Source organism: Bradyrhizobium sp. CCBAU 51765 (assembly GCF_015291725.1).
Lineage (GTDB): Bacteria > Pseudomonadota > Alphaproteobacteria > Rhizobiales > Xanthobacteraceae > Bradyrhizobium > Bradyrhizobium liaoningense.
The window spans coordinates 4944837-4971835 of sequence record NZ_CP030038.1 but is presented as its reverse complement, the minus strand read 5'-3'; the positions used below and the strand labels follow the sequence as shown (position 1 = coordinate 4971835).

At 65.0% G+C, this 26999-nt stretch carries 29 protein-coding genes and 1 pseudogene; 16 read left to right on the top strand and 14 right to left on the bottom strand.

From position 1 onward, the window contains the following. Positions 1-29 precede the first annotated feature (29 nt). The 3 genes from moaA to XH96_RS23905 form a co-directional block, all read right to left on the bottom strand. A complete protein-coding gene (moaA, locus tag XH96_RS23915; protein WP_194387934.1) occupies positions 30-1064 on the bottom strand; it encodes a GTP 3',8-cyclase MoaA in 1035 nt (344 codons plus the stop codon). Between the two features lie 108 nt (positions 1065-1172). Continuing rightward, positions 1173-1643 (bottom strand): hypothetical protein, encoded by a 471-nt coding sequence (locus XH96_RS23910; RefSeq protein ID WP_194387933.1) that lies wholly within the window; start codon positions 1641-1643, stop codon positions 1173-1175. Between the two features lie 138 nt (positions 1644-1781). Beyond that, a complete protein-coding gene (locus XH96_RS23905) occupies positions 1782-2489 on the bottom strand; it encodes an HAD family hydrolase (protein ID WP_194387932.1) in 708 nt (235 codons plus the stop codon). Between the two features lie 155 nt (positions 2490-2644). Here XH96_RS23905 and rpiA point away from each other — a divergent pair, with 155 nt between their 5' ends. Genes rpiA through gor form a run of 3 tightly spaced genes read left to right on the top strand, consistent with a single transcriptional unit; the run spans position 2645 to position 5340 of the window. Beyond that, entirely contained in the window at positions 2645-3364 is a 720-nt protein-coding gene (gene rpiA / locus XH96_RS23900) for a ribose-5-phosphate isomerase RpiA (RefSeq protein WP_194387931.1), read from the top strand. Further along, positions 3361-3906 carry a DUF2059 domain-containing protein gene (locus tag XH96_RS23895; protein WP_194387930.1) on the top strand — a complete coding sequence of 182 codons (546 nt, stop codon included), beginning with the start codon at positions 3361-3363 and terminating at the stop codon, positions 3904-3906. The genes rpiA and XH96_RS23895 overlap by 4 nt, the downstream gene beginning before the upstream one ends. A gap of 45 nt (positions 3907-3951) precedes the next feature. Beyond that, positions 3952-5340: a glutathione-disulfide reductase gene (gene gor, locus XH96_RS23890; RefSeq protein WP_194387929.1), complete on the top strand. Its 1389-nt coding sequence runs from the start codon at positions 3952-3954 to the stop codon at positions 5338-5340. 3 nt (positions 5341-5343) lie between these two features. On the opposite strand, the gene XH96_RS23885 is transcribed toward gor, so the two are convergent. Then, positions 5344-6483, bottom strand: coding sequence for a hypothetical protein (locus tag XH96_RS23885; protein WP_194387928.1), 1140 nt, complete (start codon positions 6481-6483; stop codon positions 5344-5346). Between the two features lie 350 nt (positions 6484-6833). Further along, positions 6834-7019 (bottom strand): hypothetical protein, encoded by a 186-nt coding sequence (locus XH96_RS23880; RefSeq protein WP_194387927.1) that lies wholly within the window; start codon positions 7017-7019, stop codon positions 6834-6836. A gap of 474 nt (positions 7020-7493) precedes the next feature. On the opposite strand from XH96_RS23880, the gene XH96_RS23875 reads away from it, so the two are divergent. Genes XH96_RS23875 through XH96_RS23860 form a run of 4 tightly spaced genes read left to right on the top strand, consistent with a single transcriptional unit; the run spans position 7494 to position 9584 of the window. Continuing rightward, positions 7494-7967, top strand: a complete 474-nt coding sequence (locus XH96_RS23875) for a TerB family tellurite resistance protein (protein ID WP_194387926.1) — start codon at positions 7494-7496, stop codon at positions 7965-7967. Between the two features lie 2 nt (positions 7968-7969). Further along, a complete protein-coding gene (locus XH96_RS23870; protein WP_028181516.1) occupies positions 7970-8332 on the top strand; it encodes a hypothetical protein in 363 nt (120 codons plus the stop codon). Next, positions 8329-8967 (top strand): TerC family protein, encoded by a 639-nt coding sequence (locus XH96_RS23865; protein WP_131873298.1) that lies wholly within the window; start codon positions 8329-8331, stop codon positions 8965-8967. Before XH96_RS23870 ends, XH96_RS23865 begins: the two co-directional genes overlap by 4 nt. Before the next feature lie 32 nt (positions 8968-8999). Next, on the top strand, positions 9000-9584 hold the full coding sequence (locus XH96_RS23860; protein WP_194387925.1) for a TIGR00645 family protein: 585 nt from the start codon (positions 9000-9002) through the stop codon (positions 9582-9584). Positions 9585-9815: 231 nt separating this feature from the next. On the opposite strand, the gene XH96_RS23855 is transcribed toward XH96_RS23860, so the two are convergent. The 5 genes from XH96_RS23855 to XH96_RS23835 are packed head-to-tail and all read right to left on the bottom strand — an operon-like array spanning position 9816 to position 14253. Then, complete coding sequence (locus XH96_RS23855) at positions 9816-11093, bottom strand: nitrate/nitrite transporter (protein WP_246789717.1); 1278 nt, start codon at positions 11091-11093, stop codon at positions 9816-9818. A gap of 41 nt (positions 11094-11134) precedes the next feature. After that, positions 11135-11578: a cupin domain-containing protein gene (locus tag XH96_RS23850; RefSeq protein WP_035701455.1), complete on the bottom strand. Its 444-nt coding sequence runs from the start codon at positions 11576-11578 to the stop codon at positions 11135-11137. Positions 11579-11599: 21 nt separating this feature from the next. Continuing rightward, a complete protein-coding gene (locus XH96_RS23845) occupies positions 11600-12400 on the bottom strand; it encodes an alpha/beta fold hydrolase (RefSeq protein ID WP_194387924.1) in 801 nt (266 codons plus the stop codon). Between the two features lie 54 nt (positions 12401-12454). Beyond that, on the bottom strand, positions 12455-13003 hold the full coding sequence (locus XH96_RS23840; RefSeq protein ID WP_246789716.1) for an NAD(P)H-dependent oxidoreductase: 549 nt from the start codon (positions 13001-13003) through the stop codon (positions 12455-12457). A gap of 17 nt (positions 13004-13020) precedes the next feature. Beyond that, a complete protein-coding gene (locus XH96_RS23835; RefSeq protein ID WP_194387922.1) occupies positions 13021-14253 on the bottom strand; it encodes an acyl-CoA dehydrogenase family protein in 1233 nt (410 codons plus the stop codon). 391 nt (positions 14254-14644) lie between these two features. Here XH96_RS23835 and XH96_RS23830 point away from each other — a divergent pair, with 391 nt between their 5' ends. Beyond that, positions 14645-15418, top strand: a complete 774-nt coding sequence (locus XH96_RS23830; protein ID WP_194387921.1) for a response regulator transcription factor — start codon at positions 14645-14647, stop codon at positions 15416-15418. 155 nt (positions 15419-15573) lie between these two features. After that, complete coding sequence (locus XH96_RS23825) at positions 15574-15837, top strand: hypothetical protein (RefSeq protein ID WP_194387920.1); 264 nt, start codon at positions 15574-15576, stop codon at positions 15835-15837. 110 nt (positions 15838-15947) lie between these two features. Here the strand turns inward: XH96_RS23825 and XH96_RS39870 are convergent. After that, a pseudogene (locus XH96_RS39870) lies at positions 15948-16037 on the bottom strand (alpha/beta hydrolase); the annotation flags it as partial. Positions 16038-16218: 181 nt separating this feature from the next. Between XH96_RS39870 and XH96_RS23820 the strand changes: the two are divergent. The 3 genes from XH96_RS23820 (at position 16219) to XH96_RS23810 (ending at position 19844) form a co-directional block, all read left to right on the top strand. Then, positions 16219-17607, top strand: coding sequence for a class II 3-deoxy-7-phosphoheptulonate synthase (locus XH96_RS23820; RefSeq protein ID WP_194387919.1), 1389 nt, complete (start codon positions 16219-16221; stop codon positions 17605-17607). A 4-nt stretch (positions 17608-17611) separates the two neighbouring features. Continuing rightward, positions 17612-17965 (top strand): diacylglycerol kinase, encoded by a 354-nt coding sequence (locus tag XH96_RS23815; protein WP_194387918.1) that lies wholly within the window; start codon positions 17612-17614, stop codon positions 17963-17965. Positions 17966-18086: 121 nt separating this feature from the next. Then, a complete protein-coding gene (locus XH96_RS23810) occupies positions 18087-19844 on the top strand; it encodes an NAD+ synthase (protein ID WP_194387917.1) in 1758 nt (585 codons plus the stop codon). A gap of 273 nt (positions 19845-20117) precedes the next feature. On the opposite strand, the gene XH96_RS23805 is transcribed toward XH96_RS23810, so the two are convergent. Together XH96_RS23805 and XH96_RS23800 are read right to left on the bottom strand one after the other, a co-directional pair. Next, complete coding sequence (locus XH96_RS23805) at positions 20118-21311, bottom strand: DUF2865 domain-containing protein (protein ID WP_194387916.1); 1194 nt, start codon at positions 21309-21311, stop codon at positions 20118-20120. A gap of 142 nt (positions 21312-21453) precedes the next feature. Then, the gene (locus XH96_RS23800; protein WP_194387915.1) at positions 21454-21759 is read right to left on the bottom strand and encodes a hypothetical protein; all 306 of its coding nucleotides are present in this window, start codon (positions 21757-21759) and stop codon (positions 21454-21456) included. A 289-nt stretch (positions 21760-22048) separates the two neighbouring features. Between XH96_RS23800 and cysS the strand changes: the two genes are divergently transcribed. The 4 genes from cysS to XH96_RS23780 all read left to right on the top strand — a co-directional run bounded on the left by cysS (position 22049) and on the right by XH96_RS23780 (position 26329). Next, positions 22049-23428 carry a cysteine--tRNA ligase gene (cysS, locus tag XH96_RS23795; RefSeq protein WP_194387914.1) on the top strand — a complete coding sequence of 460 codons (1380 nt, stop codon included), beginning with the start codon at positions 22049-22051 and terminating at the stop codon, positions 23426-23428. A 115-nt stretch (positions 23429-23543) separates the two neighbouring features. Then, positions 23544-24035 carry a GNAT family N-acetyltransferase gene (locus XH96_RS23790; protein ID WP_194387913.1) on the top strand — a complete coding sequence of 164 codons (492 nt, stop codon included), beginning with the start codon at positions 23544-23546 and terminating at the stop codon, positions 24033-24035. A 178-nt stretch (positions 24036-24213) separates the two neighbouring features. Beyond that, positions 24214-25821, top strand: a complete 1608-nt coding sequence (gene cimA, locus XH96_RS23785; protein ID WP_194387912.1) for a citramalate synthase — start codon at positions 24214-24216, stop codon at positions 25819-25821. Between the two features lie 130 nt (positions 25822-25951). Further along, positions 25952-26329 carry a VOC family protein gene (locus tag XH96_RS23780; protein WP_194387911.1) on the top strand — a complete coding sequence of 126 codons (378 nt, stop codon included), beginning with the start codon at positions 25952-25954 and terminating at the stop codon, positions 26327-26329. A 4-nt stretch (positions 26330-26333) separates the two neighbouring features. Here the strand turns inward: XH96_RS23780 and XH96_RS23775 are convergent, their stop codons facing one another. Beyond that, positions 26334-26939, bottom strand: coding sequence for a TIGR00730 family Rossman fold protein (locus XH96_RS23775; RefSeq protein ID WP_028179969.1), 606 nt, complete (start codon positions 26937-26939; stop codon positions 26334-26336). Between the last annotated feature and the right edge of the window lie 60 nt (positions 26940-26999).

Genomic DNA, 26999 nt, shown 5'->3' with positions numbered 1-26999 from the left:
AGGGGAATAAGGCCCGTAATCCGACGGTGTCAGCCGCCGGTGACGCTCATATGCCTGGACACGCTGGGGCGGTCGTGGCGGCGGTCGATAATGAAATCGTGCCCCTTGGGCTTCAGCCCGATGGCGCGGTCGATCGCATCCGCAAGCAGCAGATCATCGCTCGATGCACGCAGAGGTTTGCGCAGATCGGAGGCATCCTCGTGGCCGAGGCAGGTGTGCAGCGTCCCCGTGCAGGTGATGCGCACTCGGTTGCAGGATTCGCAGAAATTATGGGTCATCGGCGTGATGAAACCGAGCTTGCCGCCGGTCTCGGCGACGCTGACATAGCGGGCCGGACCGCCGGTGCTCTCGGGCAGATCCGTCAGCGTGAATTGCTGGGCGAGGCGGGCGCGCACCAGCGACAGGGGCAGATACTGGTCGATCCGTCCCGATCCGATCTCACCCATCGGCATGACCTCGATCAGCGTCAGGCCCATGCCCTTGCCGTGAGCCCAGCGCATCAGTTCGGGCAGCTCGTCCTCGTTGAGGTTCTTCAGGGCGACGGCGTTGATCTTCACCGCAAGCCCTGCGGCGCGCGCGGCCTCGATCCCCTCGAGCACCTTGTCGATCTCGCCCCAGCGGGTGATCTCGCGAAACTTCCTGGGGTCAAGCGTGTCGAGGGAGATGTTGATGCGGCGGACGCCGCAATCGGCGAGCTCGTGCGCGTGCTTTGCAAGCTGGGTGCCGTTGGTGGTCAGTGTCAGCTCGTTCAATGCACCGCTCGAAAGATGCCGCGACAGCGAGCGCACCAGCGTCATCACGTTGCGGCGGACCAGCGGCTCGCCGCCGGTGAGCCGCAGCTTCTTCACGCCCTTGGCGATGAAGGCCGTGCAGAGCCGGTCGAGTTCCTCCAGCGTCAGGAGGTCCGCCTTGGGCAGGAACGTCATGTCTTCCGACATGCAGTAGAAGCAGCGCAGATCGCAGCGGTCGGTGACCGACACACGCAGATAGCTGATGGTCCGCCCGAACGGATCGGTCATCGCGCCCGACAGCGCGGCACGGGGGCTCGCAGAAAGTCCGTTCATACCAAATGCCTTGTCACTTACGGCGACGGGCGCACCTTTGCTTCAGCGGTGCTGAGAAAGCAATCTAAGCATCGGACGCGGCTAGGACAATCCGGTGGTATCGGCAGATCAGCGCTTGTCCGCATTCGGATCGGGGAACGGCGAGGCCGCTACGGGCGCTGCATCGGCCGGTGCTGCGGCGGGCGCGGCTGGTTTGGGCTTCTTCGGCCGGTGCGGCTTGCGGACCGGTTTCGGCGGCACCGCCGGCTGGAGTTCCGCAAACACCGGATTCGGATCGGTGGTGACGGAGGCGGGTGTGGTGAAATCGCCGGGATTCTTGACCACATTCACCGGGACGCTCGCCGGCTGGTACTTGGGCAGGGCGAAAGCGACCGTGAAAGGCGCATCGGGTGCGGGAACCGAGACCGAGCAGGGGGTCTTGCAGCCCTGACCGAGTGAGGTGGTGGCGTCAGCACCGGGCGGATTGGATTCGAGCCTGACCTGGACGGTCGGCGGTGCTGATTTGAACATGTCCCAGGACATCGAGGAGCAGCCACCGAGGCTCGCTCCCGCTAACGCAATCGCGATCACACGACGCATGAACCATCCACTTCTATTGCGACGAACCGCCACATCCCCGGCGCGACCTTAGGAGTGTCGTTTGGGGCAGGCAATTGGCGCGCGGTGCATAGGTAGTTGATGGTTAACGCAGGGCGTCGCGAGAATAATCTAGTTGTATCAGCTAGTTACGACGGGTGAAGTCGTCATCAGGCTGATGGCGGCCGCCGGCAGATCGCGCATGTGATGGATCAGCCGGTCCGGCTTCAATTCGGCGATCGGCACGTCGGTGTAGCCGAAGCTGACCCCGATCACGGGCACTCCGGCGCGCCGGGCGACCCCGACGTCAGTGCCGGCATCGCCGACCATGATGCTGGCCTTCACGTCTCCGCCGGCCCGCGCCACGGTCTCGCGGAAAATGGTCGGATCGGGCTTCTGGACGCCAAAAGTGTCCGCCCCGCAGATCGCCGCGAAACGGCGGCTGAGGTCGAGCTGGTCGAGCAGCCGCTTCGACAGCCATTCCAGCTTGTTGGTGCAGACCGCAAGGCGATGGCCTCGTGCCTCGAACTGGTCGAGTGCGGCCTCGAGCCCCTCAAAGGGGCGGGATTCGACCGCGATATGGTCGGCGTAATAGGCAATGAAATCCGCAGTCATCCGGTCCATGTCTTTGGGGGTGACGGTGCGGCCCTCGGCCTCCAGCCCGCGCTCGATCAGCTTGCGGGCACCGGCGCCGATCATGTTGCGGGCGGAGGCCATCGGCACGGGCGGCAGGCCTTCGCGGTCGAGCACGTAGTTCAGCGCGGTGATCAGGTCGGGCGCCGTATCCACAAGCGTGCCGTCGAGATCGAAGACGATGGTGTGAGGGCAAGTCCCTTTGAAGGAGGTCATGGTCCAAGCGCTACCGGCCCGGTCGCATCCGCGCAAGGGGCGGGCCCATAAGATCACCTTATAGGCCTGTTCCCGCGAGGAAAACGAGGCTACATAGGCCGCCGAAAGCGGCCGCGATCGGCGGCTCATCCTCCGAATCCAGGGCGGGCGCACACGTGAACATGGACCAGTTGAAGCGGCAGGCTGCTGCGCGCGCCCTCGAGGAGGTGCGCGACGGCATGCAGCTCGGGCTCGGCACCGGCTCGACAGCCAAACATTTCGTCGAGCTGCTCGGCGAGCGCGTCGCCGCCGGGCTCAAGGTGATCGGCGTACCGACCTCCGAAGCCACGCGCGCTGATGCGGAACGTTGCGGAGTGCCGCTGACGACGTTGGATGAGATCGACCATCTCGACATCACCGTCGACGGCGCCGACGAGATCGACCCCGAGCTCAATCTGATCAAGGGCGGCGGCGGTGCGCTGCTGCGCGAGAAGATCGTGGCGGCCGCCTCGGATCGCATGATCGTGATTGCGGACGACACCAAATGGGTGCCGACGCTCGGCAAGTTTCCGCTGCCGGTCGAGGTTATCCCGTTCGGGCTCGGAGCGACGCGCCGCGCGATCGAAAAGGCATTTGCCGAATGCGGCGTTTCCGGGCAAATGGCGGTCCGCAAGGACAAGGGCGGCCACGTTTTCGTCACCGATGGCGGCCACTGGATCGTCGATGCCCAGCTCGGACGTATTGTGAATCCCCCCGGTCTCGCCAAGGCGTTGAGCGCCATCCCCGGGGTGGTCGAGCATGGTTTGTTCATCGGCTTGGCCAGCTCGGCCGTTCTGGCGGGCGGCGAAGGAATTCGCGTGATTGAACGGCGCAAGCCGAAAGGAGACCTGGAATGAAGAACGTGTTGAAATTCTTGCCGGCCGCAACCCTTGCCGCGGGATTGGCGCTTTCGGCCGCCCCGGCGGTGGCGCAGCAGCCGGCCCAGCCAAAGGCTGCCGCCGCACCGGCCCAGCCGAAGGCATCGCCGGCCGCGATCGCAGCGGCCAGGGAGATCCTGCAGATCAAGAACGCCACCGCGATGTACGCCGGTGCCGTGCCCGGCGTCGTCGAGAAGACCAAGATCGCGCTGATCCAGCAGAACCTCAACTACCAGAAGGATCTCAACGAGGTCGCCCCGATCGTGGCCCAGCAGCTCAACGGCCGCCAGAACGAGATCGGCGAAGGCATGGCCCAGATCTATGCCAGCGAGTTCACCGAGCAGGAGCTGAAGGATCTCGTCACCTTCTACAAGTCGCCGCTGGGCAAGAAGCTGATCGAGGCCGAGCCGCGCGCCATCGGGCTCAGCATGGCCTTCATGAACTCCTGGGCCCAGAACTTCGCCGACACCGTGATGGGCGCCTTCCGCGCCGAGATGCGCAAGCGTGGCAAGGAGATCTGATCGATCCTATCTGATCAGAGATTGTTGAAAGAGGTGGAGTGGACCATGGCTGAATTCGACGTCGACCTCTTCGTCATCGGTGGTGGTTCGGGCGGCGTGCGTGCCGCCCGCATCGCGGCCGGGCACGGCGCCCGCGTGATGATCGCGGAAGAGTATCGCATGGGCGGCACCTGCGTGATCCGCGGTTGTGTGCCGAAGAAGCTGTTCGTGATCGGATCGCATTTTCGTCAGGACCTCGAGGACGCCGCGGGTTTCGGCTGGACCGTTCCGCCGGCCAGCTTCGACTGGCCGACGCTGATCGCCAACAAGGACAAGGAGATCGCGCGGCTGGAGGCGGCCTACACGACGAACGTCGAGAAGTCGGGCGCGCAGATCGTCAAGAGCCGCGCGGTGATCGAGGACGAGCACACCGTCCGCCTGCTCGAGAACGACAGGAAGATCACCGCAAAATACATCCTGATCGCCACCGGCGGCGCGCCCAACCATGGCGCCGCGATTCCCGGCATCGAGCATGTGATCTCCTCCAACGAGGCGTTCCACCTGAAGGAGCTGCCGAAGCGGATCGTGATCCAGGGCGGCGGCTACATCGCGCTGGAGTTCGCCGGCATCTTCGCCGGCTTCGGCTCCGACGTCACCGTGATCTATCGCGGCGACAACATTCTTCGCGGCTTTGACGAGGATGTCCGGACCCATGTTCGTGCCGAGATGGAGAAGCAGGGCATCACCATTCTCACCGGCTGCACGGTGACCAAGGTCGATCGCCACGGCGAGAGCTTCACCACCCATCTGTCGAACGGATCGAGCATCGGCTCCGACCAGGTGATGTTCGCCATCGGCCGCCATCCCAACGTCGCCAATCTCGGGCTGGAGAAGGCCGGCGTCGCCATCAACCCGAACAATGGCGGCATCGCCGTCGACCATTTCTCCAGGAGCTCGGTCGACAGCATCTATGCGATCGGCGACGTCACGCACCGCTTCAACCTGACGCCGGTCGCGATCCGCGAGGGCCATGCCTTTGCCGACACCGTGTTCGGCAAGCGCGAGGTCAGGGTCGATCACGCCAACATCCCGACGGCCGTGTTCTCGCAGCCGGAGGTCGGCACGGTTGGCCTGACGGAAACCGAGGCGCGCGCGCAATTCAACCACGTCGACATCTACAAGACGACGTTCCGCCCCATCAAGGCGACGATGTCGGGCCGCGATACCCGCGTGCTGATGAAGCTCGTCGTCGATGGCGCGACTGATCGCGTGCTCGGCTGCCACATCGTCGGCGATGCCGCCGCCGAGATCACGCAAGCCGTCGCGATCGCGGTGAAGATGAAGGCGACCAAGGCCGATTTCGACGCGACCATCGCGCTGCATCCGACCGCGGCCGAAGAGCTCGTCACGATGCGCACGCCGACCGCGCGCCACGTGCGTCAGGCGGCGGAGTAGCTTTCAGCCGTACAGATACCCGACGGGCTTGCCTTCGGTGCGCAGGGGACGGATGTCCTTGTGCGTGATGATCCGGCCGGCGAGGCCGTCGATCTCGTCACGCTGCGTCGGCGTCCAGCTGCGCAGCTCGTTCATGCCCTTGAGCAGGCCGAGCCGCAGCACCTGGGTGTTTTCGCCGACGCCCGTAAGGCTGATGGAATCCTTGCTCGCCGTCACCACGTCGCCGGCGGACAGTTCGAAGCTCTCGCCGGTCTTTCTCTTGAACTCGGCATTGCCGCGAATGACGCGATAGATCACGACCTCGCCCTTGGCGAAACAGCTCGCGTCGGCGGCGGTCGACGTGCTCTTCGGCAGCAGCGACTGACCGCGTGGGTCGGTTGCGATGATGTGGCCAGCGACGAGATGGCCGCTCGGAATCTCGATGCCGATATCGCGCACGTGGACCGGCATGGCCGATTTGACCGAGCCATCGGTGAGCGGCCTGAACAGTGCATCCAGCGCCAGGGGATCCTGGAGCCAGAAGCCGGCATCGGCCGGCCGGTCGTGCAGAGGGTGGCTCCAGGCCACGCGCGGCGTCTCGGCCTCGTTGATCTGGTCCGGACCGACGATCGTCGGGTTCGGAAACGTCGTCGGATCGGTGATGAAGGCTTCGAGGAATTTGCCCGAATAGCCCATCGAGATCGGATCGGGCACCACGGTCTGCGGCGTCTTCAGGTTCTCTTCGGTCGACAATCCCGACCAGGTGTAGAACAGCTGGCGGTGGACGATCGCGCTTTGCAGCATCACCGCGCCGGGGCCGACATTGTAGAAGCGCCCGTCATAGTCGAAGGTGAACGCGCCCGAGGTGACCAGCACGAGCTGAAAGCCGCCCGGCGGCAGATGCAGATGGAAATCGGTGGGGCCGGTGTCGGGCCGGTAGATCGGCAGATTGGTCGCGACCTCGTGCAGCAGGAAGGTCTCGTTGTTGGCGTGAAAGCCTTCGTCGGCGCGGTTGTAGAGGGCCTGCGGCCGGTACGTCGCCTCGAACTTCGCATCCCGGTCGCGATCGATCGCCACGAAGTCCTGGTCGTTGAGACGCAGCCGCGCGCCGTTCGGATGGGTGAGACCGGTGAATTTGAGATCTCCGGCAGCATGCACGTTCATGGCATTCTCCGATATGGGGCCGTCCATCCCGGAGCTGGGCGCACGCAACTTATCCGCTCTCTATCGTGGGCGGGCAGGGAATTGGGCCAGATGCTGTCTTGCGAATTTTGGGCCAGTCGGCGCGCAATGCGCGCACAGGCTCGCCGTCCGCGGGCGCCGCGCAAGAAAAGCGAGATCGCACCAAAGGTTAGACCACGGGTTCGCCAACCTGCATGACCTTTCCGCGCAGGTCCGCAAGTTCGGTGGAGCGACCTATCTTGTCTAATTTGTCGGCAGGTCCTGCAGGGGCATGCAGCCGTGCAAGCTCGCGGCGACGGGCAAATGCCCGGCGGCTCAGTGTCTCAAGCCGTTCATTCGAACGACTGACGGACGCTCCGCTCGGGCTTGCCGAACGGGCTATCCGCCCACTTCGCCATGTCCAGCGCGCGGGCGTCGAGGCCTTCACACCAGAGGCAGCTCGGTTCCACGCGGCCTTTGGCCGTCAGCATCGGGACAAGCGCATGGCCGCAGCCGGCGCAGGATGTGGTGCGATTCATGCGCTTCTCCGCGCTCATCGGATTCAAGGGCGACATCTTCGCTGCCGAGGCTTGCGCGAGCGCTATGGCGGCGGCTCGTTCCCGAGATGATAGATGTAGCGATCAATCGTGACACGGTTGCGATGTCGTCGCCGCTTGCGCGACAGGGGAGCGTATCGCCTCCCGGGCTCTGCGCCAGAACGCGAAGAGCGTTGCAGCGCGCCCCGGACGCGGTCCATCGCTATGGAACCGATGCGGCGGCTGGTCGCAGTCATGTTGCCTTGATTCCGACAGAGCCGCCTTTATCTCTGAGCAGAACAAGAATCCGGGCCCCTCTGGCGAGGACGCCGACCATGTCGGCAAACCTCGTGATGTCGGATGACCTGTCCCGCGCGAATGCGATGGATCGGCCGATCGTCGGGCCTTTGTTCGTTCTCTCCGACTATTCGTCCCGATCGCAGCTCCGTGCGGCCATTTCAAGTTAAGGGAGCTACGATGTCTGACGCCCGAACTTCAAATCCGATGGAAATCGAGATCACGGAGCCGACGAGCCTGAACGAGCAGGCGGCGGTCGCGTTGGTGATCGTGGGCGCGCTGGTTGCGGTTGCCGACCGGCGCGTCTCGCCGGTCGAGCGCGACGAGGTGATCCGTTTCATCAGGGACCGCAAGCTGGCGCCGCACATTCCAGACGAACGGCTCTATGCGATGTTCGATGAACTCGCCGAACGGCTCGAGGAGCCGGATTTTGCCAACGTCGTGATCGACACGCTGCGGCCGGTTTCGAATCTGCCGCTCTCGTCCCATTTGATGGAGCTGTCGGAGCGCGTTGCTGCCGCAGATGAGGACGTCCATCCCCACGAAGTCCAGGCGATCAAGTTGTTGCGCTTGCTGACGCTGGTGCTGCCGCGCGCGAAGCCGGTCGTGCCCAGTGCATCGGACGCCACGCTCCAGGCCGCCCTGAAGGAGTAAGCATGAGCACAGTTTCGGACGAGCGCACCACCGAAGCCGTGGGCACCACCGGCGAGATCGCCGGTGGAGACCCGCGGCTGGCCAAGCTCGTCGACCGCCTGCCGGGGCGCATGGGCGACACCTTCACCTATCTGCTCAAGCCGTCCAGCCGCTGGGTCAGGATCCCCTCGGGCACGCTGCTGGTCGCCGGCGGCGTGCTCTCCTTCCTGCCGCTGCTCGGCGTCTGGATGCTGCCGCTCGGCCTCGCGCTGCTCGCCGAGGACGTGCCGGCGCTGCGCTCCTCCCGTTCGAAGGTCTTCGACTGGATCGAGCGCCGCAAGCCGCATTGGCTCGATCCGTCGACATCGAAAAATGATCAAACATGACTGAATTCATCACCGCCGAGGCGCTGACCGCGCTGTTTCAGGTCGTCCTGATCGATCTCGTGCTCGCCGGCGACAACGCCGTCGTCATCGGCCTCGCCGCGGCGGGCCTGCCGGCTCAGCAGCGCCGCCGCGCCATCATCGTCGGCATCGCCGCCGCCACCGTGCTGCGCATCGTCTTCGCCGGTGTTGCGACCCAGCTCCTGCAGGTCATCGGACTGCTGCTCGCCGGCGGCGTGCTGCTGCTCTGGGTCTGCTGGAAGATGTGGCGCGAGTTGCGCGAGCAGGCCACGCATTCGGAGCAGCTCGCGTTCAGCCATGGCGGCGGCGCGGATGCCGCGCCGGCACAGCGAAAGACCTTCGGCCAGGCGGCGGTGCAGATCGTCGCCGCCGACGTCTCGATGTCGCTCGACAATGTGCTCGCGGTCGCGGGTGCCGCGCGCGAGCATCCCTACATCCTCGCCTTCGGCCTGTTGCTGTCCGTCGCGATGATGGGGGTCGCCGCCGATCTGCTCGGCCGCGTGCTCCAGAAGCAGCGCTGGGTCGCCTATGTCGGCCTCGCCATCATCATTTACGTCGCCTTCGAGATGATCTATCGGGGCTCGCTCGAGCTCGCGCCTGTCATCGCGAGTCTCTGAGGCGCATTCCTGTCTGCAATCCGGAGCGATCCATGACGTCTGAACCCAAAGCACCTTCGGCGCCGGCCACGCCGCTGCCGCCGGTCGGCCTGCTACCGAAGCTGATCTTCGGCTCGCGCTGGCTGCAATTGCCGCTCTATGTCGGCCTCATCGTCGCGCAGGCCGTCTATGTGCTGTTGTTCCTGAAGGAGCTCTGGCACCTGGTCCTGCACTCGTTCGACGCCAGCGAGCAGCAGATCATGCTGGTCGTGCTCGGGCTGATCGACGTCGTCATGATCTCGAACCTTCTGATCATGGTGATCGTGGGCGGATACGAGACTTTCGTTTCCCGGCTGAACCTCAGCGGCCATCCTGACGAGCCGGAATGGCTCGGTCACGTCAATGCCAGCGTGCTCAAGATCAAGCTCGCGATGGCGATCATCGGCATTTCCTCGATCTCGCTGCTCAGGACCTTCATCGAGGCCGGTAATCTCGGCACCAACCGCAGCAATTTCACCGAGAGCGGCGTGATGTGGCAGGTCCTGATCCACATGACCTTCATCATCTCGGCGATCGGCATCGCCTGGGTCGACCGCCTCAGCGAGAGCGGCCATCGCAAGGAGGCTGGCCACGGCTGAGCCCGCGAATGGGGCCGCGCCTTGAGGCCGCGGCCCCGCCACCGTATCGGCGGAGCCTTGCCGAACGTCGTCTTGCAGCTCCGCGCGAGGGATCACAAGCCGCCGATGAGCGGGTGATGTTTGCTTTGAACGACCATCCAGCCTTCTGACGGGAGATGGCCGGCGTCCGTTCATGGTTTCTGTCCGCGGAGCTCGCGGGATGCCGTCGCCTCCGCTCTGTGGAGAGCGTATTCATTCCGCCGGGCTGCCGACGACCGCACCCTGCCTGACGTCTTCGCGGGCGAGGATCAGCAGAAGGCCGACGATGATCAACTCGACCACCGCGAAGGCGACGAAGGCCCCGGTGAACGCGCCGGAAGAGGCGTTGATGATGGCTCCCATCATCCAGGGCGCCACGAAAGCCGACAAGATGCCGAACACCTCCGCATAGCCGATCGCCGCCGGTGCGAGCGCGTCGGAGTATTTTTCGCTGAGCAGTGCGAAGATCGCGCCGCCGCCGAGCAGCGCGACGCCGCTGAGGGCTGCGAACAGCACCAGCACACCGAACGGCATCGGCGTAACGACGCTCCAGAGGAACATCAGTGCGGTCAGGAAGGCGAGCCCCGCGGTGAGCTTGATCATGAACGGCTTGCCGAGCCGGTCGGACATGTAGCCGCCGATCACCAGGAACAGGACCTGCGAGAGCCCCATCACGGTGCCGATCACGGCGCCGGCTTCCGGCGGCATGTGCTGCACGGCGATAAAGGCGGGCACCACCCAGGTCGCCGTGCCGGCGATTGCGAAGGTGCAGGCCACGATGCCGAAGCCACCGACTGCGATCCATTTCGAGCGGAAGATTTCGCCAAGCGGCAGGTGCTTCTGAGGCGTCTCGTTCCCCCAGGTGAAGTCGACGATGCCGATCTCGCTCGGGCCATTGCGAACGACGAGGGCGTTAATCGCAGCGACGATCAGGGTGCCGATCGCCAGTACCGCGAAGAAGGTCCGCCATCCGGTCGCAATGGTCAGGGGAATGCCAAGTGCAAAATCGAGGGTGATGGCGAGGCTGTAGGCCGCAAGGATGATTCCGACCACCGACCCGCGCCGGCTCTGCGGAAACCAGCCGAAGATCAGCTTCATGTTGCCGATGAAAATGCCGGCATCGAAGAAGCCGATCAGGAGTCGCAGCAGCACAAGCTGGGTGTAGGTCTGGACGAACACCTGAAGCATCATCCCGAGACCGGTGCCGGCAAGTCCGATCAGCAGCATGTTGCGCGCCGTCATCGAGCGGCTCACCGGTGACCACACCATCATCCCGATGCCATAGGTCAATGCGAAGATGCCCTGCGCCAGACCGGCCTCGGCGGGATTGAGTTTCAGGCTCTCGGAAACGAACGGCAACACGGCCGCGAAGGCGTACCAGTCGGCCGCGAGGAATATCTCGCAGAAGATGGCGAGCGCCAGCATGCACTTTTGCCAGACGGCAATCCGTCGGCGGTCGCTCTCGGAAATGGTGGTCCAGTTGATCGTCATGATCGATCCTCGCGGTTTGAGCTTTCGGCGGGAGACGAGCATCAGGCCGGGGGCGGCAGGAAATTGACCTCGTGCTCGGCGGCACGCCGAACGACTTCCTGCGGATCGGGCAGGTTGTGGATGCGCTCGAACAGCTCCTTGAGCGATCGCGTCGGCGCAACCCAGAACAGGCTGGTCGCGGTTTCGCCGGACTTGTTGAAGATGCCGTGGGGAATGCCCTTGGGCATGCGCACGAGGTCCCCGGCGGTCGCCACCAGGTCCTTCCCGTCAAGCCAGAGATCGTAACGGCCGCTCAGTACGTAGACGAATTCGTCCTGGGTCGGATGAACGTGCGGCGGCACGAAGGTGCCGTCGGGAAACACGGCATGCCAAGCCATCGACGCCTCGGAGTGCTGCTTCAGCGTGTATGTCTGGCCCAGAATGTTCCATACGATGTTGCCAAAGCCGTCTTTGGCGGGGGTAACGCCCGGAGGCATCTCGATCATGGTGGTGTCCTTCTGTCTGAGCTACTCGGCTAGGAAATCGGTGACGTGATGCGCGGCTGAGGGCGTTTCCTCGAACACCAGATGTCCCGTGTCCGGCACCAGCGTTACGCGCGCGTGGGGCAGCCCGGCCTTCCAGGCCTCGGCCTGCGCCGTTGGGCGCAGGCGATCCGCGGCGCCCCACAAGACCAGCGTCGGCATCGTGATCCGGTGCAGCCAGTGCGCGAGCTTTGGATTGCCCTGCGGATCGCTGCGGATCAGCTTGGCGAAGCCCGTCACCTCGCGCCCGAGGCGGGCGTCGAACGCAGGATCTGGCGCCTTGGGAAAGTAACGCAGCGCGTTTGACGGATCGTGCGCGAGATAGGCCGGCAAATCCTGTGGCGCGATCTCGAACAGGCCGGGGGCCGGCGCGCTCGCAACCACGAGGCCGGCGGGCGCGACCAGCACCAGCTTGCGGACGCGATGCGGCTGGCGGATGGCGAGCTCGGCGGCGAGCCACCCGCCGAGCGAAAATCCGGCAAGATCGAACGTCGCCAGTCCCAGCTTGTCGAGCAAGTCCGTGGTCTGGAGGACATGATCCTCGATCGTATCGATCCAGGCTGCATCGCCGGAGTCGCCGAAACCGGCCTGATAGGGAATGATGACGGTGTGCCGCTTCGCCCAGTCGCGCGCCATCTCAAAGCCGGTAAACGTTCCGGTCCCGTGCAGGAACACCAGCGGGGGGCCGCTTCCGATGCTGTGAACGACGGTGCGCACGCCGTTGATGTCGTATTCCGCGCGAGCAAAGCCGGTGAGGTCGGGCGAGGGTTTGACGGTCTCAAGCATGATGGATGTCTCCGGTTGAAGGCAGCCTGTCTGGGCACCGCAGCGGAAGAGGGGTCATGCGGCCTTGGCTCGGCGGTTGCCGACAAGCGCTGCGAATTGCTCCACGGCGTTGGCAAGGCGGGCGGCAATCATCGGCGCCAAGGGGCCGCCCGGCGCCAGTTCGTCGCTGCTCGCATAGATCGCGGTCGACACCGTGCAGGCCTCGAAGAACCCGAACAACGGACGGAGCTGATGCTCGACCACCAGCGAGTGGCGCAGCCCGCCGCCGACCGCTGTCAGCAGCACCGGGCGATTGCGCAGCACGCCGGGCTTGATCAGGTCAAAGACATGCTTGAACAGGCCGGGATACGAGCCCTGGAACACCGGGCAACCGATCACCAGGCCATCCGCCTGCTCGATCGCCTCGACGAGGTCGCGCGCGCGCCCGTCGAGCCCGTTGCGCGTAAACGCGGCGATGCCCTGGCCGGCATCGACGAGGTCGAGGATGTCGGTCTTGAGCGCGTGTTGCGCCAGGAGATCGGCCGCAACGGCTTCAACAAGCACGCGCGACTTTGCCGGGCGCCAGCTGCTGCCGCAGAAGCCAACGATGCGGGATCCGTTCACGCCGACCTCCCGCGCGCTCAGCCAGTCACCCCGAACACAGTCCATTGCGCGCCGGGCCCGGGAAGGCCGAGCAGCGCACGGCCGCATTCCTCGACGATCTGGTCGGCCATCAGGATGTGCTGGGTGCCTGAGTGGATGTCGCGATAGAAGCGCTGCATCGGCGTGTTGTGCAGCGAGGCACCTCGGGCTGCCCGGTGCGCGAAGGTCGAGACGTCGGACAGGACGTCGTGGATGTGCCGCAGCGACAGCTTGATCATTGTCATTTGCGCCAGCGAGGGACTTTCGCCGCCGGCGCAGGTCTCGGAGACCTCCTTCCAGGTTTCGTGCACCAGCGCACATGCCGCGCGAAAACGAGCCTCGGCCTGCGCGAACTGGAACTTGAAGCTGGCGCTCTCGCACGACTTGCCGAAGGGATCCTGGCGCGGGACGATGACCTTCACGAGTTCGTCGAGCATGCGGCGGCCGACTCCGACCGCCCAGCTCGAGTGCGCCCAGGCGCTATAGCCCGCGAGCCCCAGCGCGCCCTGCACGCCGCCGCGACGTGGCGCGCCGATGTCGAAATCGTAGGTCATGTGTGTCGGCACGAACAGCTCGTCGCCCTCGCTGAGCGTGTAGTCGAAGCTTCCGGTGGCGCGCAGGCCGAGCACGTCCCAATTGCCCATCAGCTTGATGGTCGCCCGCGGATGATGGGTGACGACGATCTTGGGCTGTCCGTTGGGACCGAACACCATGTCCTTGCCGGAGGCGTCGGTGACGAAGCAGCCGGAATGAACCCATTCGGCATGCTGGATGCCGCTGCCATAGGCCCAGTTGCCGCGGATCATGTAGCCGCCATCGACCGGACGGGCGAAGCCCCGCGGGACGCCGTTGCCGGCGATGGTGATGTCGGCGCCTTTTGCGAAGACCTTCTTGATGCCCTCGTCCTCGACGTAGATGGCGAGCGTCGTGCCTTCCATGTTGTTGCCGATGGCACACCATCCGGCGGACGCATGCGTGTAGGCAAGGCGCTCGATCACGGTCATGGCGTCGTAGGGCAGAAGTTCGGCGCCACCGACCTCGCGGGGAAACAGCATGGTGTAGATGCCGGCCTTGCGAAGCGCGGCGACGACGTCGTCGGTGAGATAGCCCTGCGCCTCGGCCTCGGCCGCGCGGGACTCGACCAGTGGCAGCACGGCGTCAAGGCGCGCGTGGAACTCGGCCACTGATGGCGTCGTGGAGGGCCTGGCGGCGCGTTGCATGGAAAGGCTCATGGTCGGTATCTCCACGTCAAGCTGTTGCTCCGCCGTGCGATCGGCGGGGAGGATCGGGACCGGCGGGGGACGGCGTCCTCCGTCGGCAAAGCTCCGCCGTCGCGTGCCAAGGCGGTTGGCGCACGGGTGAGCAGGCAGCTCGCGATGGTGACGTGTCCCCGTCGGAATCGCGTGATGATCCTCACGCGATCACGATGGCCAAATGCTAGGGATGAAGCGGGCAGACCGGCAATCCCCCATCATGGGGGGATCGCCGTTGCTGCTGTGCCGCAAAGCTGAGCCGAAGAACCACGGTTCTGCCGCTTCTTTTCGCTTGACCGGAGAACAGGCGAAGAAGAAATTTTAAGCCTATAACAAATCCTAATAGGCGCACGTCGCGCGAGGAGTGGCGGTGAGGGCCAAGCAGGAGCAGTTTGACGGTCTGCCCGAAGGCCGGCTGGCGGATCGTTTGATGTCGATCGCCGAGAGCCGTTCGGTGCGTGCGCTTGGCGTGGCCTGTTGCTCAGCAATCACCGAACTCACGGGATCGCCGACCGTCGGCCTCTACCTGCTCGACGGGCTCGAGCCTGCCCTGGTCTACAGCCGCTACGTCGCCGACGGCCTGCTCGACAATTACAAGGCCGGCTTCTGGAAGCACGACCCGGTGCTCGACTGCATCATGACCCGCGGCTGCGCGGTCGACGGCGAAACCGTGATCGGCCCGCAGCATTGGCGACATAGCCCGACCTTCGAGATGCTGCATGAATGGGGCTTCGCCTACAATATGGGCGGGCCACTCTGGTGTGGCCAGAAGATCATTGGCGTGCTCTTCACTGCGACGACGGAGACGGGCGCACCCTATACGCCGCGCGCACGACTGCGCATGGAGATGCTATGCCGCGCCGGCTCGCTGGCGCTGACCAACATGATGAATGCGGGCGAGATTGAAACCCACCGTAGCCCGAGCCGTCATCCCGGGGCGGCCGGGACGCTGTCGGCATCGCTGCCGCCGCGCTCGGCCGATGTCGCCATCAGGGTTTGCCGCGGCCAGACCAACAAGGAGATTGCCCGCGAAATGGGGATATCCGACCAGACCGTGAAGGAGCACGTCGCCAATCTGTGCCGCCGGTTCGGCGTGCACAACCGGACCGAACTTGCGGCCTGCCTTCTGAGCGCGCGGCAGTAGAGCCGCCGACTGCAGCGGGCGTTCGGCCTCCGGATCGATAAAATTGTCTGTTATCCGTACAGCGGCGGCAAACCCAACGGACAAGATCCGCGCAGCCTTAAACTTCGATTTTGGAACCGATCTGCATCCTGCCCGCAACAGGGCAGGGCATCGGCATGTCAATTCTCAGGGAGATCATCGCAGCGGTCGCGGGAGTCTACGCGCTCCTGTTCGTCTGCGACGCATTGTTCGGCGTCGGCGAGACGCGTTTCGACGACGCATATTACCGCGCCAGCTTCTACGCGCCGCGGCCGATGGAATTCCGCTTCGCCGGTGACACGCCGCCGGCGGTGCGCGTCAGCGACGCTTTCGCACAGTTCGCGCCGGGCGAAGCCAAGCCGAACAGGCGCTACTCGTCTCTGACGACGATCATCCGATAACGCAGCCTCATTCTCCCTGTATCCATTCGGCGACGCCGCGCCACACAGATGGCGCGGGCTCGAGACCCATTCGGCCCATTGCAGGAAGACGCCCTTGGGCAGATCCTCGCCGGCAGGAACAGGGTGCCGGTCAGCGCATAGCCGTCGGTCGCGGGGAAGCTGATCTCGTCGATGAAAACGTCGTCCAGTGCCGCGTCCATGGGCGATCAGTGTCCTGCCGGTTTCTTTGCCGGCCCCGACCAGATTCGAATTCGGCTTTGCCCGCAAGGGTTTGCGCTGCGAAATGGATTTACAACTGGCGGTCGGAAGCCAGCCTGTGTATAAGGCGGCCCTCGCAACCCCTAGATCAGGTTGTGCTTTTTGCTTCACGGAGAGATTGCGATGTCCGAGCGGTGGACGCCCGAGTCCTGGCGCAGCAAGCCGGTGCTACAGGTGCCCGACTATCCCGACGCCAAGGCTTTGGCCGACGTCGAGGCCCAGCTTGCGACCTTTCCGCCGCTGGTGTTCGCCGGCGAGGCGCGCAATCTGAAGAAGGCGCTTGCGCGCGTTGCGGCGGGCGAAGCCTTCCTGCTCCAGGGCGGCGACTGCGCCGAGAGCTTTGCCGAGCACGGCGCCAACAACATCCGCGACTTCTTCCGCGTGCTGCTGCAGATGGCGGTCGTGCTGACCTATGCCGGCGCGGTGCCGGTGGTGAAGGTCGGCCGCATCGCCGGCCAGTTCGCCAAGCCGCGCTCGTCGCCGACCGAGAAGATGAACGGCGTCGAGCTGCCGAGCTATCGCGGCGACATCGTCAACGACATCGCCTTCACGAAGGAAGCGCGCATGCCGGATCCGCAGCGCCAGCTGATGGCCTATCGCCAATCCGCGGCGACGCTGAACCTGCTCCGCGCCTTCGCCACCGGCGGCTTCGCCAATCTCGGCAGCGTGCATCAATGGATGCTCGGCTTCCTCAAGGATAGTCCGCAGTCCCGCCGCTACAAGGAGCTGGCCGACCGCATCTCGGACGCGCTCAACTTCATGCGCGCCTGCGGCCTCGATCTCGAAAGCCATCCCGAGCTGCGGGCCACCGATTTCTACACCAGCCACGAGGCGCTGCTGCTCGGCTACGAGCAGGCCATGACCCGCGTCGATTCCACGACCGGCGACTGGTACGCGACCTCGGGCCACATGATCTGGATCGGCGACCGCACCCGTCAGCTCGATCACGGCCATGTCGAGTATTTCCGCGGCATCAAGAACCCGATCGGGCTCAAATGCGGCCCCTCGCTGAAGGCCGACGAGCTCTTGAAGCTGATCGACGTGCTCAATCCCGACAACGAGCCGGGCCGGTTGACGCTGATCGGCCGCTTCGGCTCGGACAAGATCGGCGAGCACCTGCCGAACATGATCCGCGCCGTGAAGCGCGAGGGCCGGGTCGTGGTCTGGTCGTGCGATCCCATGCACGGCAACACCATCACCTCCACGTCGGGCTACAAGACGCGGCCGTTCGACCGCATCCTGTCCGAGGTGAAGTCGTTCTTCGCGATCCACGCGGCCGAAGGCACCCACGCCGGCGGCGTGCATCTGGAGATGACCGGCCAGAACGTCACCGAGTGTCTCGGCGGCGCCCGCGCGATTACGGACGAGGACCTCAACGACCGCTACCACACGGTCTGCGATCCCCGTCTCAATGCAGAGCAATCCATCGACATGGCTTTCCTGGTCGCGGAGCTCCTCAAGCAGGAGCGCGTCGGCAAGGCCCAGCCGATTCCGGCCGCAGCGGGGCTCTGAAACCTTGCTGCGGATCTGGAAGGCCACGATCAATTCCCGGAACGGTCTGGCCTTTGCGTTCCGATCGGAGCAGGCCGTCCGCGAGGAGATCTTTGCGCTCCTGCTGGCGGTGCCACTCGCCTGGTTCATCGGCGCGACCGCGATGCGCGCGGTCGAGCTGGTGTGTTCCGTCGCATTCGTGCTGGTGGTCGAGCTGCTCAACACCGCGATCGAGAAGCTCGCCGACCGGCTGACCCTGGATCACGACAAGCAGATCGGGCGGGTCAAGGACATGGGCTCGGCCGCGGTCGGCGTTGCGCTGCTGATGGCAGGCGCGTTCTGGATCATCGCCATCATCGAGCGATTGGGGTTCCTGTAGCTTCCGGAGAAGATCCATTGCGCGCGGATGTCCGAGGCCTCTTCATTTTCGATGCAATTCGACCTCTCCCTTCGGGAGACAGCAATTGCCCTGCTTCGGGAGAGGCGCCGGAGAGAGCTCGATGACCGAACGTCTCAATGAATTCGCGGTCACGCTCGCCCAGCTCAACCCGACCATGGGCGATATCGAGGGCAATGCCGCCAAGGCGCGTGCCGCGCGTGCGCAGGCCAAGTCCGATGGCGCCGATCTCGTGCTGTTTCCGGAATTGTTCATCGCTGGCTATCCGCCGGAAGACCTGGTGCAGAAGCCGGCCTTCCAGGCCGCCTGCCGCGCCGCGATCGAAAGCCTCGCGCGCGAGACCGCGGACGGTGGTCCGGCCATGCTGGTCGGCACGCCCTGGGTCGAGGAGGGCAGGCTCTACAATGCCTGCGCGCTGCTCGACGGCGGCCGCATCGCGAGCCTGCGCTTCAAGTGCAACCTGCCGAACTACGGCGTGTTCGACGAGAAGCGGCTGTTTGCGCGCGGCCCTGCCGCCGGTCCCGTCACCGTGCGCGGCGTGCGCATCGGCGTGCCGATCTGCGAGGACATCTGGCTGGAGGAGTCCGAGGATTACGAGAACGTGGTCGAGACGCTGGCGGAGACCGGCGCCGAGATCATCCTCGTGCCGAACGGCTCGCCCTATGCCCGGGACAAGAACGACGTGCGCCTGTCGGTCGCGGTCGCGCGCGTCACCGAGAGCGGCCTCCCGCTGGTCTATCTGAACCAGGTCTGCGGCCAGGACGAGCTGGTGTTCGACGGCGCCTCCTTCGCGCTCAACGGCGATCTCTCGCTTGCGGCGCAATTGCCGGCCTTCGAGGAGAGCGTCGTCACGCTGCGCTTCACCCGTAACGGCGACGACTGGCGCTGCACGGGCCCGATCGCCGAACTGCCCGAGGGCGACGAGGCCGACTACGCTGCCTGCGTGCTGGGCTTGCGCGACTATGTCACCAAGAACGGCTTTCCCGGCGTGCTGCTCGGGATTTCCGGCGGCATCGATTCCGCCCTGTGCGCGGCGATCGCGGTCGACGCGCTCGGTGCCGACCAGGTGCATGGCGTGATGCTGCCTTATCGCTACACGGCCGCACACTCGATCGCCGATGCCGGCGAGCTCGCCGGCCATCTCGGCATCCGCTACGAGGTTTTGCCGATCGCCGAGGCTGTGAACGGCTTCGAGACCATCCTGTCCGGCATTTTCAAGAACCTGCCGCCCGACATCACCGAGGAAAATCTCCAGGCCCGCACCCGCGGCACGCTGCTGATGGCGATCTCCAACAAGACAGGCCTGATGGTGGTGACCACAGGCAACAAGTCGGAAATGTCGGTCGGCTATGCCACGCTCTATGGCGACATGAATGGCGGCTTCAACCCGATCAAGGACATCTACAAGACGCAGGTGTTTCGCCTCGCAAGCCTGCGCAACGGCTGGAAGCCGGAAGGCGCGCTCGGCCCTGCGGGCGAGGTCATTCCGCCCGACATCATCACGCGCCCGCCGACCGCGGAGCTGCGCGAGAACCAGACCGACCAGGATTTGCTGCCGCCCTATGACGTGCTCGATGCCATCCTGGAGCGCCTGGTTGAGCGCGAACAGCCGCTGGACCAGATCATCGCCGCCGGCTTCGACCGCGAGGTCGTCACCCGCATCGACCATCTCCTCAACGTCGCCGAATACAAGCGCCGCCAGGCTGCACCCGGCGTGAAGGTGACAGCGAGGAACTTCGGCCGCGACCGCCGCTATCCGATCACCAACCGGTTTCGCGACAAGGGCGAGCCGTTGCCGGCGGCGGACGAGACCTTGGTGTCGCGCGGGAGCAAGGCATCGATCGACGCGTTCGAGGGGTGAGAGCAGGCGTTCCGACCATTTCTCCCGCACCCGCGAGCGAGATGGACGTTAATGTGCCCTCGCCCCTTGCGGGAGAGGGCAGCACCGCCGTCGAAACGAACTCAATCGGGTGAGGGGTTCTATCCGCGTACTCTCATGTACGTAAGTGAGCGCGGATAGAACCCCTCATCCGGCGCCATAGCCGAAGCTTCGCTTCGGCGTTTCTTAAGAACGGCGGCCGCAGGCCGCCTATGCCACCTTCTCCCACAACAAGGGGAGAAGGGAAGGGACACCTTACTTCTGCTGCTGCGGCAGGAAGGTCGGGCCGACCGAGCGGATCGGCTTGTTCTCGGAGCCCGTCGCCGTGCCTGTATCCGCCGGCGGTGCCGCAGCCGGCGCATTCGCCGTCGTCGGCGCGGGAGCTGCGCCCTTCTTCGCGCTCGCAGGCGTGCCCCTGTTGAGCCGTTGCTGCTGCATCTTCCTGGCGCTCTCTTCGGTGACGATGATATCGCCCTGCTGCTCGGCCGCAGCCTTGTCGTCGGCCGATTTCAGCGCATCCGCCCAGGTCTGACCCGCCGCCTTGCAGGAGCAGGACGGGTTGAACTCGCTGCGGAATTTGAAGGCGGTCGGTAGCGCGGTGTAGGGCTGGCCGCCGATCGAGACCGCCGAATTCATATCCTCACCGGGATTGCGATGGGTGTAGAGCACGGCTTCGGCAGCCGGGCACAGCGCCTTGCAGGTCTTCTCGTCGTCGGGGAAGCGCGCCGGCACCGTCGCAAACGAGATCGGGAAATAGGCGCCGTCGCAGGTGCGCACGCACACGGTGCGGTAGGTGCCAGATTGCGGCCCGAGATCGGAGGGCGGCATGGCTTGCGGATTGTTCGGGTTGTTGCCGCCGCCGAACAGATTGGTCAGGAAGTTGCCGCCGCCTTGCGACTGCGCGGCATTGGCATATTGCGGGCCGCAATTGTTCTGCGCCAGCGCCATCAACACCGAGCGGCGCTGGTTGTCGCGCTCCGGGCTGGAGCCGCCGGGACCGCCGCCGCGCAGCCGCTCGAGATTGACGGTGATCTGGTCCAGATTGGCGCGCATCTGCTGGATCTGGGTGTTGACCGGGCCGCATTGCGCCGACTGGCCGTTGAACAGCGAGAAGAAGCCGGAGGAATCGCAGCCCATGCGCTTGGCCTGCATGGTGACGCGGTCGAGCTCGGCCTGCTGCTTGGCCTGGGAATCCTGATAGCGGCGGATCTGCTCCTCGCGCGCGGGGTCACCGCCGCCGCCACGATCGAGCGCGACGAGCTGGCCTTCCAGCCGCACGCACATCGGGTTCGGTCCCAGCCCGTTCTGGCCGGGCTGAGGCGGCTGCCCGGGCGGTCCGGCCTGCTGCGCGAAAGCGCCGGTGGCGAGCACGACCGCGCTCAGGAGCACGGTGCAGGCAAGGGAGAAGCGGGCACGGGGCAGGGACAACAATTCAGGCATATCCGCCATTCTAGCGAGGTCACGGCCCAATGTGACGTTCCAAGTGACTTTGGGGGCCGAAGCGCGCCCTCCAATAGCCGCTTCCCGCGGCATCGTCACGTCGTTTCAAGGGCCAATGATTGGGCCTAAGGTCCGCCAGCTCCGAGCGAATTCAGCGCTGGCAGGTGATTGCGACATATTCGTCGCAACGGCCTTGAGAGCAGTTTGCGCCAGTTTTGGGGACAGAGCCGGTAATTTCGTCGGGATCGACCCGGCGATAGCTCGATGCCTTTGCAAAATCTCGTGACTGGCAATAGGTGCGCGCGACGGAGGCGCCGCATGGCTCGCCCCTGGCCAGGCACTGGCCGCTGCCATGGCCATCCGCCTGGTTGGCGATGATGAAGACGCGGGTCTCGGCGAACGCGCTGGATGCCGCAAGGATGGAGGCGCTGAAAATGAGCGCGCGTGCAGATCGCATGAAAATACCGGGGCAAAAAAAGAAGGAACCGCCGGTTCCAGAATGGCCTCAAATGGTTAGGGGATCGTGAACCATCAGGGCGAGCCGCGCCCTTTGCGGAGATAAAACGGCGTTTTCGCGGCTCTCTTGACGTGGGGCCGCCTCATAGCCCATATGTCGCCCATGAACGGTCTCCTCGCCATCTGCGCCATTTGCCGCGAGATTACGAGCTAGCGATTCGCTGGCTGGAGCCGTCTTTTCTCAAATGCATTGAGAGCCTTGGACGCCCGGCCGAGAGGGATGGGTTGCCATGGAATTGCGTCTTTACGATACGCTGAGCCGGGAAAAGCGGACCTTTGTGCCGCTCGATGCGAACAACGTCCGCATGTATGTCTGCGGACCGACCGTCTATGACTTCGCCCATATCGGCAATGCGCGGCCGGTGATCGTGTTCGACGTGCTGTTTCGGCTGCTGCGCCACCTCTACGGCGAAGCGCATGTCAAATATGTCCGCAACATCACCGACGTCGACGACAAGATCAACGACCGCGCCGCGCGGGATTTCCCCGGCCTGCCGCTGAACGAGGCCATTCGCAAGGTCACCGAACAGACCGGAGAGCAGTTTCATGCCGACGTCGATGCGCTTGGCTGCTTGCGGCCGACCGTCGAGCCGCGTGCGACCGAGCATATCGGCGAGATGCGCGAGATCATCGAGAGGCTGGTCGCCGGTGGCTTTGCCTACGTCGCCGAGGACCATGTGCTGTTCTCGCCGCAGGCGATGAACGCCGCCAATTCGGTGCTGCCGCGCTACGGCGCGCTGTCCAATCGCTCGCTGGACGAGATGATCGCCGGCGCCCGCGTCGATGTCGCGCCCTACAAGAAGGATAGCACCGACTTCGTGTTGTGGAAGCCGTCCAAGCCCGGCGAGCCCTCATGGCCTTCGCCGGCCGGTATCGCCGCGCAGGGGCGCCCCGGCTGGCATATCGAGTGCTCGGCCATGGCCTGGAAGCATCTCGGCGAGCATTTCGACATTCACGGCGGCGGCATCGATCTCGTGTTTCCGCATCACGAGAACGAGGTGGCGCAGACCTGCTGCGCCTTCCACAGCGAGCGCATGGCGAACATTTGGATGCACAATGGCTTCCTCCAGGTGGAGGGCGAGAAGATGTCGAAGAGTCTCGGCAACTTCATCACCATCCATGAGCTGCTGGCGGACTGGCCGGGCGAGGTGCTTCGGCTGAACATGCTGAAGACGCAGTATCGTTCGCCGATCGACTGGACCATGAAGTCGCTGGAGGAGAGCGCCAAGACGCTCGATGACTGGTATCGCGTCGCCGCCGATGTCGCGCCCACAGCGCCGGCCGCATCCGTGATCGAGCCGCTGCTCGATGACCTCAACACGCCGCAGGCGATCACGGCCCTGCACGGCCTGCGTGGCGATGCCGCTGCATTGTCGGGCTCGTTGCGGCTGCTCGGATTCCTGGCCGAGAGCGCGGCGCAGTGGGAGGGGCGCAAGCAGCAGGCGAGCGGCGTCGATGCCACGGAAATCGAGCGCCTGATCGCGGAGCGGACGGCCGCCCGTAGCCGCAAGGACTTCAGGGAATCCGACCGTATCCGCGATCTGCTCGCCGCGATGGGCGTTGCGATCAAGGACTCCAAGGAAGGCACGACCTGGGAGATCGCGCGATGAAGCGGCCCGACACGCCTTTCCCGCGGCACTGGCTCTATTACATCGCGCTGAAGATCGCGCTGCTTGCCGGCGCCCTGGCGCTGGTGCTCAAGCTCTATGGGATGTGGTGAAGACGATGGGACAGAGTTTGCCGAAGCCCGCCCTGAGGCCCTTCCTGCCTGACGACTTGCCGGTGCTCGCCGCGATCTTCACCGCCAGCATCGAGGAGCTGACCGGCGATGACTATAGCGAGGCGCAGCAGGAAGCCTGGATGGAGGCGGCCGAAGACGAAGAGTTCGGCAAGCGGCTTGCGGCCGACCTGACGCTGATCGCGACGCTCGAGGGCTCGCCGGTCGGCTTTGCCTCGTTGCGCGGCAACGATCACATCCGCATGCTCTATGTCCATCCGGCAGTGGCCGGGCAGGGCATCGCGACCATGCTGGTGGACGCGCTGGAGAAGCTCGCAGGCAGCCGCGGCGCGACGAGTCTCTCGGTCGATGCCAGCGACAACGCGCAGGGCTTCTTCGCCAAGCGCGGCTACACAGCCCAGCAGCGCAACAGCGTCACCATCAACGACGAGTGGCTCGCCAACACCACGATGAAGAAGACGCTCGGAGCGGTGCAATGAGCAAGCAGCTTGTTCACCAAGCGCGAGCCTCTCTCCGCTCTCTTCCCCCTTGTGGGGCAGGGTTGGGGAGGGGGGTGGCCTCGCGCTCAGACCGCCCGTGTGGCACCCCCCTCCCGGCGTCACTGCGTGACGCCGACCTCCCCCACAAGGGGGGAGGCAACAAGAACGGACGCTCGCGATGAACTCGGCAAAGAAGGAGCGCCTCTATCTGTTCGACACCACGCTGCGCGACGGGGCGCAGACCAACGGCGTCGATTTCACGCTTGAAGACAAGCAGGTCATCGCGGCGATGCTCGACGATCTCGGCATCGACTATGTCGAGGGCGGCTATCCCGGCGCCAATCCGCTCGACAGCGAATTCTTCGCGGCCAAGCCGAAGCTCAATCATGCGCGCTTTACTGCGTTCGGCATGACGCGCCGGTCAGGGCGCTCGGTCTCCAACGACCCCGGCGTCGCCGGGCTGCTGGAGGCGAAGGCGGACGCGATCTGCTTCGTGGCAAAATCCTCGGCCTATCAGGTGCGCGTCGCGCTGGAGACGACGAAGGAGGAGAACCTCGCCTCGATCCGCGACAGCGTCGCCGCCGCGAAGGCCGCCGGCCGCGAGGTGATGCTCGACTGCGAACATTTCTTCGACGGCTACAAGGAGGACCCGAGCTTCGCGCTGGCCTGCGCCAAGGCGGCTTATGAGGCCGGCGCGCGCTGGGTGGTGCTGTGCGACACCAACGGCGGCACCATGCCGAACGAGATCGAGGCCATTGTCGCCGAGGTGACGAAGCACATTCCCGGTGATCATGTCGGCATCCACGCCCACAACGACACCGAGCAGGCGGTGGCCAATTCGCTGGCCGCGGTGCGCGCCGGCGCGCGGCAGATCCAGGGCACGCTGAACGGTCTCGGCGAGCGCTGCGGCAATGCCAATCTCTGCTCGCTGATCCCAACGCTGAAATTGAAGACGGGGTTTGCCGACGCCTTCGAGATCGGCGTCACCGCGGAGAAGCTGGCGACGCTCGTCAAGGTCTCGCGCACGCTCGACGACATGCTCAACCGCGTGCCGAACCGGCATGCTCCTTACGTCGGCGAGAGCGCCTTCGTCACCAAGACCGGCATCCATGCCTCCGCCGTGCTGAAGGATCCGCAGACCTACGAGCACGTGTTGCCGGAGCTGGTCGGCAACCACCGCAAGGTGTTGGTGTCCGACCAGGCCGGCCGCTCCAATGTCATCGCCGAGCTCGATCGCGCCGGCATCCCTTACGAGAAGAGCGATCCGAAGCTGACGCGCCTCGTCGAGGAGTTGAAGGCGCGCGAGGCAGCGGGCTACGCCTATGAATCTGCCAATGCCTCGTTCGAGCTCCTGGCGCGCCGCACGCTCGGCAAGGTGCCGCATTATTTCGAGGTCGAGCAGTTCGACGTCAATGTCGAGCAACGCTACAACGCGCTGGGGGAACGCGTCACGGTGGCGCTCGCGGTGGTCAAGGTCGACGTCGCCGGCGAGCATCTGATCTCGGCGGCCGAAGGCAACGGCCCCGTCAATGCGCTCGACGTTGCCCTGCGCAAGGACCTCGGCAAGTACCAGAAATACATCGAGGGGTTGAAGCTGATCGACTATCGCGTCCGTATCCTCAACGGCGGCACCGGCGCGGTCACGCGCGTTCTGATCGAGAGCGAGGACGAGAACGGCGACCGCTGGACCACGGTCGGCGTCTCCCCGAACATCATCGACGCCTCCTTCCAGGCGTTGATGGATTCGGTGATCTACAAGCTCGTGAAGTCGGGAGCGCCGGCGTAAGGGACGGCGGTGCGTAACCAGTCGTCATTGCGAGCGAAGCGAAGCAATCCGGAGTCGTCCGCGGAAACAGTCTGGATTGCTTCGTCGCCTCGCGCCTCGCAATGACGGGGAAGAGAGGGGGAGCGAACCAATGATCGACCACATCTCCGTCGGGGTCAGCGATCTCGAACGCGCCGCAAAGTTCTACGAGACGACGCTCGCATCGCTCGGCCTCACGCGTCTCGTCACGCGGCCGCGCACGGTCGGTTTTGGCAAGGCCTATCCGGAGTTCTGGATCAACTTGCGCGAAGGCATGCGGCGTGTGCCGCCGGAGAGCGGCGTGCACATCTGCCTGCGGGCGAAGACGACGAGCGAAGTGGATGCGTTTCACGCCGCAGCGCTGTCGGCCGGCGGTGGCTCCGACGGCGCGCCCGGCATCCGCCCGCACGACCGCGTGCGCTATTACGCAGCCTTCATCACCGATCCCGACGGCAACCGGATCGAGGCGGTGACGTTTCCGGCGGAGTAGAGCCTTACAGCTTGCGCGCCATTTCCGGGGCGAGCTGCTTTTCCGCTTCGGCCAGCTGGGCAACTGCCGCCTTCAGCTTCGGCAGAATGTCCTCGACGCGATCGGCCTTGAGGACGTCGATCGAAAGGCCCGCGCGGATGAACTCGGTCTGACGCATGTGCGACAGCAGCGAGAACAGCGGCTCCCAGAAATTGTCGATGTTGGCGAGCAGCACCGGCTTGGCGTGACGGCCGAGCTGCTTCCAGGTCATCTGCTCGACCAGCTCCTCCAGCGTGCCGACGCCGCCCGGCAGCGCCACGAAGGCGTCGGAGCGTTCGAACATCAGGCGCTTGCGCTCGTGCATGTCGGGAGTGACGATCATCTCCTGCACCCGCGTCAGCGCGTTCTCGCGCATCCGCAGGAAGTCGGGAATGATGCCGGTGACGGTGCCGCCGTGGTCGAGCACGGAGGTCGCGACCGCACCCATCAGACCGAGCGAGCCGCCGCCATAGACCAATCGGATGTTGTTTTCGGCGAGCGCCTTGCCGAACGCCTTGGCGCCTTCGGCGAAGCGGGGATTGGTTCCTGGGCCGGAGCCGCAATAGACGCAGACGGTTTTGATCGTGCTCATTGGTGCCATGATGCATTGCAACGAACAGGCGTCAAGCCCAATCGGTGATTTGATACTCCC

Bases quoted from the DNA above. Each gene is read 5' to 3' on its own strand.
- XH96_RS23790 (WP_194387913.1), top strand. From the start codon at position 23,544: ATGGGACAGAGTTTGCCGAAGCCCGCCCTGAGGCCCTTCCTGCCTGAC.
- cimA (WP_194387912.1), top strand. From the start codon at position 24,214: ATGAACTCGGCAAAGAAGGAGCGCCTCTATCTGTTCGACACCACGCTG.
- XH96_RS23860 (WP_194387925.1), top strand. From the start codon at position 9,000: ATGACGTCTGAACCCAAAGCACCTTCGGCGCCGGCCACGCCGCTGCCG.
- XH96_RS23810 (WP_194387917.1), top strand. From the start codon at position 18,087: ATGACCGAACGTCTCAATGAATTCGCGGTCACGCTCGCCCAGCTCAAC.
- XH96_RS23825 (WP_194387920.1), top strand. From the start codon at position 15,574: ATGTCAATTCTCAGGGAGATCATCGCAGCGGTCGCGGGAGTCTACGCG.
- gor (WP_194387929.1), top strand. From the start codon at position 3,952: ATGGCTGAATTCGACGTCGACCTCTTCGTCATCGGTGGTGGTTCGGGC.
- XH96_RS23805 (WP_194387916.1), bottom strand. From the start codon at position 21,311: ATGGCGGATATGCCTGAATTGTTGTCCCTGCCCCGTGCCCGCTTCTCC.
- moaA (WP_194387934.1), bottom strand. From the start codon at position 1,064: ATGAACGGACTTTCTGCGAGCCCCCGTGCCGCGCTGTCGGGCGCGATG.
- XH96_RS23780 (WP_194387911.1), top strand. From the start codon at position 25,952: ATGATCGACCACATCTCCGTCGGGGTCAGCGATCTCGAACGCGCCGCA.
- XH96_RS23875 (WP_194387926.1), top strand. From the start codon at position 7,494: ATGTCTGACGCCCGAACTTCAAATCCGATGGAAATCGAGATCACGGAG.
- XH96_RS23865 (WP_131873298.1), top strand. From the start codon at position 8,329: ATGACTGAATTCATCACCGCCGAGGCGCTGACCGCGCTGTTTCAGGTC.
- XH96_RS23835 (WP_194387922.1), bottom strand. From the start codon at position 14,253: ATGAGCCTTTCCATGCAACGCGCCGCCAGGCCCTCCACGACGCCATCA.
- XH96_RS23850 (WP_035701455.1), bottom strand. From the start codon at position 11,578: ATGATCGAGATGCCTCCGGGCGTTACCCCCGCCAAAGACGGCTTTGGC.
- XH96_RS23870 (WP_028181516.1), top strand. From the start codon at position 7,970: ATGAGCACAGTTTCGGACGAGCGCACCACCGAAGCCGTGGGCACCACC.
- XH96_RS23905 (WP_194387932.1), bottom strand. From the start codon at position 2,489: ATGACCTCCTTCAAAGGGACTTGCCCTCACACCATCGTCTTCGATCTC.
- XH96_RS23820 (WP_194387919.1), top strand. From the start codon at position 16,219: ATGTCCGAGCGGTGGACGCCCGAGTCCTGGCGCAGCAAGCCGGTGCTA.
- XH96_RS23895 (WP_194387930.1), top strand. From the start codon at position 3,361: ATGAAGAACGTGTTGAAATTCTTGCCGGCCGCAACCCTTGCCGCGGGA.
- XH96_RS23775 (WP_028179969.1), bottom strand. From the start codon at position 26,939: ATGAGCACGATCAAAACCGTCTGCGTCTATTGCGGCTCCGGCCCAGGA.
- XH96_RS23885 (WP_194387928.1), bottom strand. From the start codon at position 6,483: ATGAACGTGCATGCTGCCGGAGATCTCAAATTCACCGGTCTCACCCAT.
- cysS (WP_194387914.1), top strand. From the start codon at position 22,049: ATGGAATTGCGTCTTTACGATACGCTGAGCCGGGAAAAGCGGACCTTT.
- XH96_RS23910 (WP_194387933.1), bottom strand. From the start codon at position 1,643: ATGCGTCGTGTGATCGCGATTGCGTTAGCGGGAGCGAGCCTCGGTGGC.
- XH96_RS23880 (WP_194387927.1), bottom strand. From the start codon at position 7,019: ATGAATCGCACCACATCCTGCGCCGGCTGCGGCCATGCGCTTGTCCCG.
- XH96_RS23845 (WP_194387924.1), bottom strand. From the start codon at position 12,400: ATGCTTGAGACCGTCAAACCCTCGCCCGACCTCACCGGCTTTGCTCGC.
- XH96_RS23855 (WP_246789717.1), bottom strand. From the start codon at position 11,093: ATGACGATCAACTGGACCACCATTTCCGAGAGCGACCGCCGACGGATT.
- XH96_RS23800 (WP_194387915.1), bottom strand. From the start codon at position 21,759: ATGCGATCTGCACGCGCGCTCATTTTCAGCGCCTCCATCCTTGCGGCA.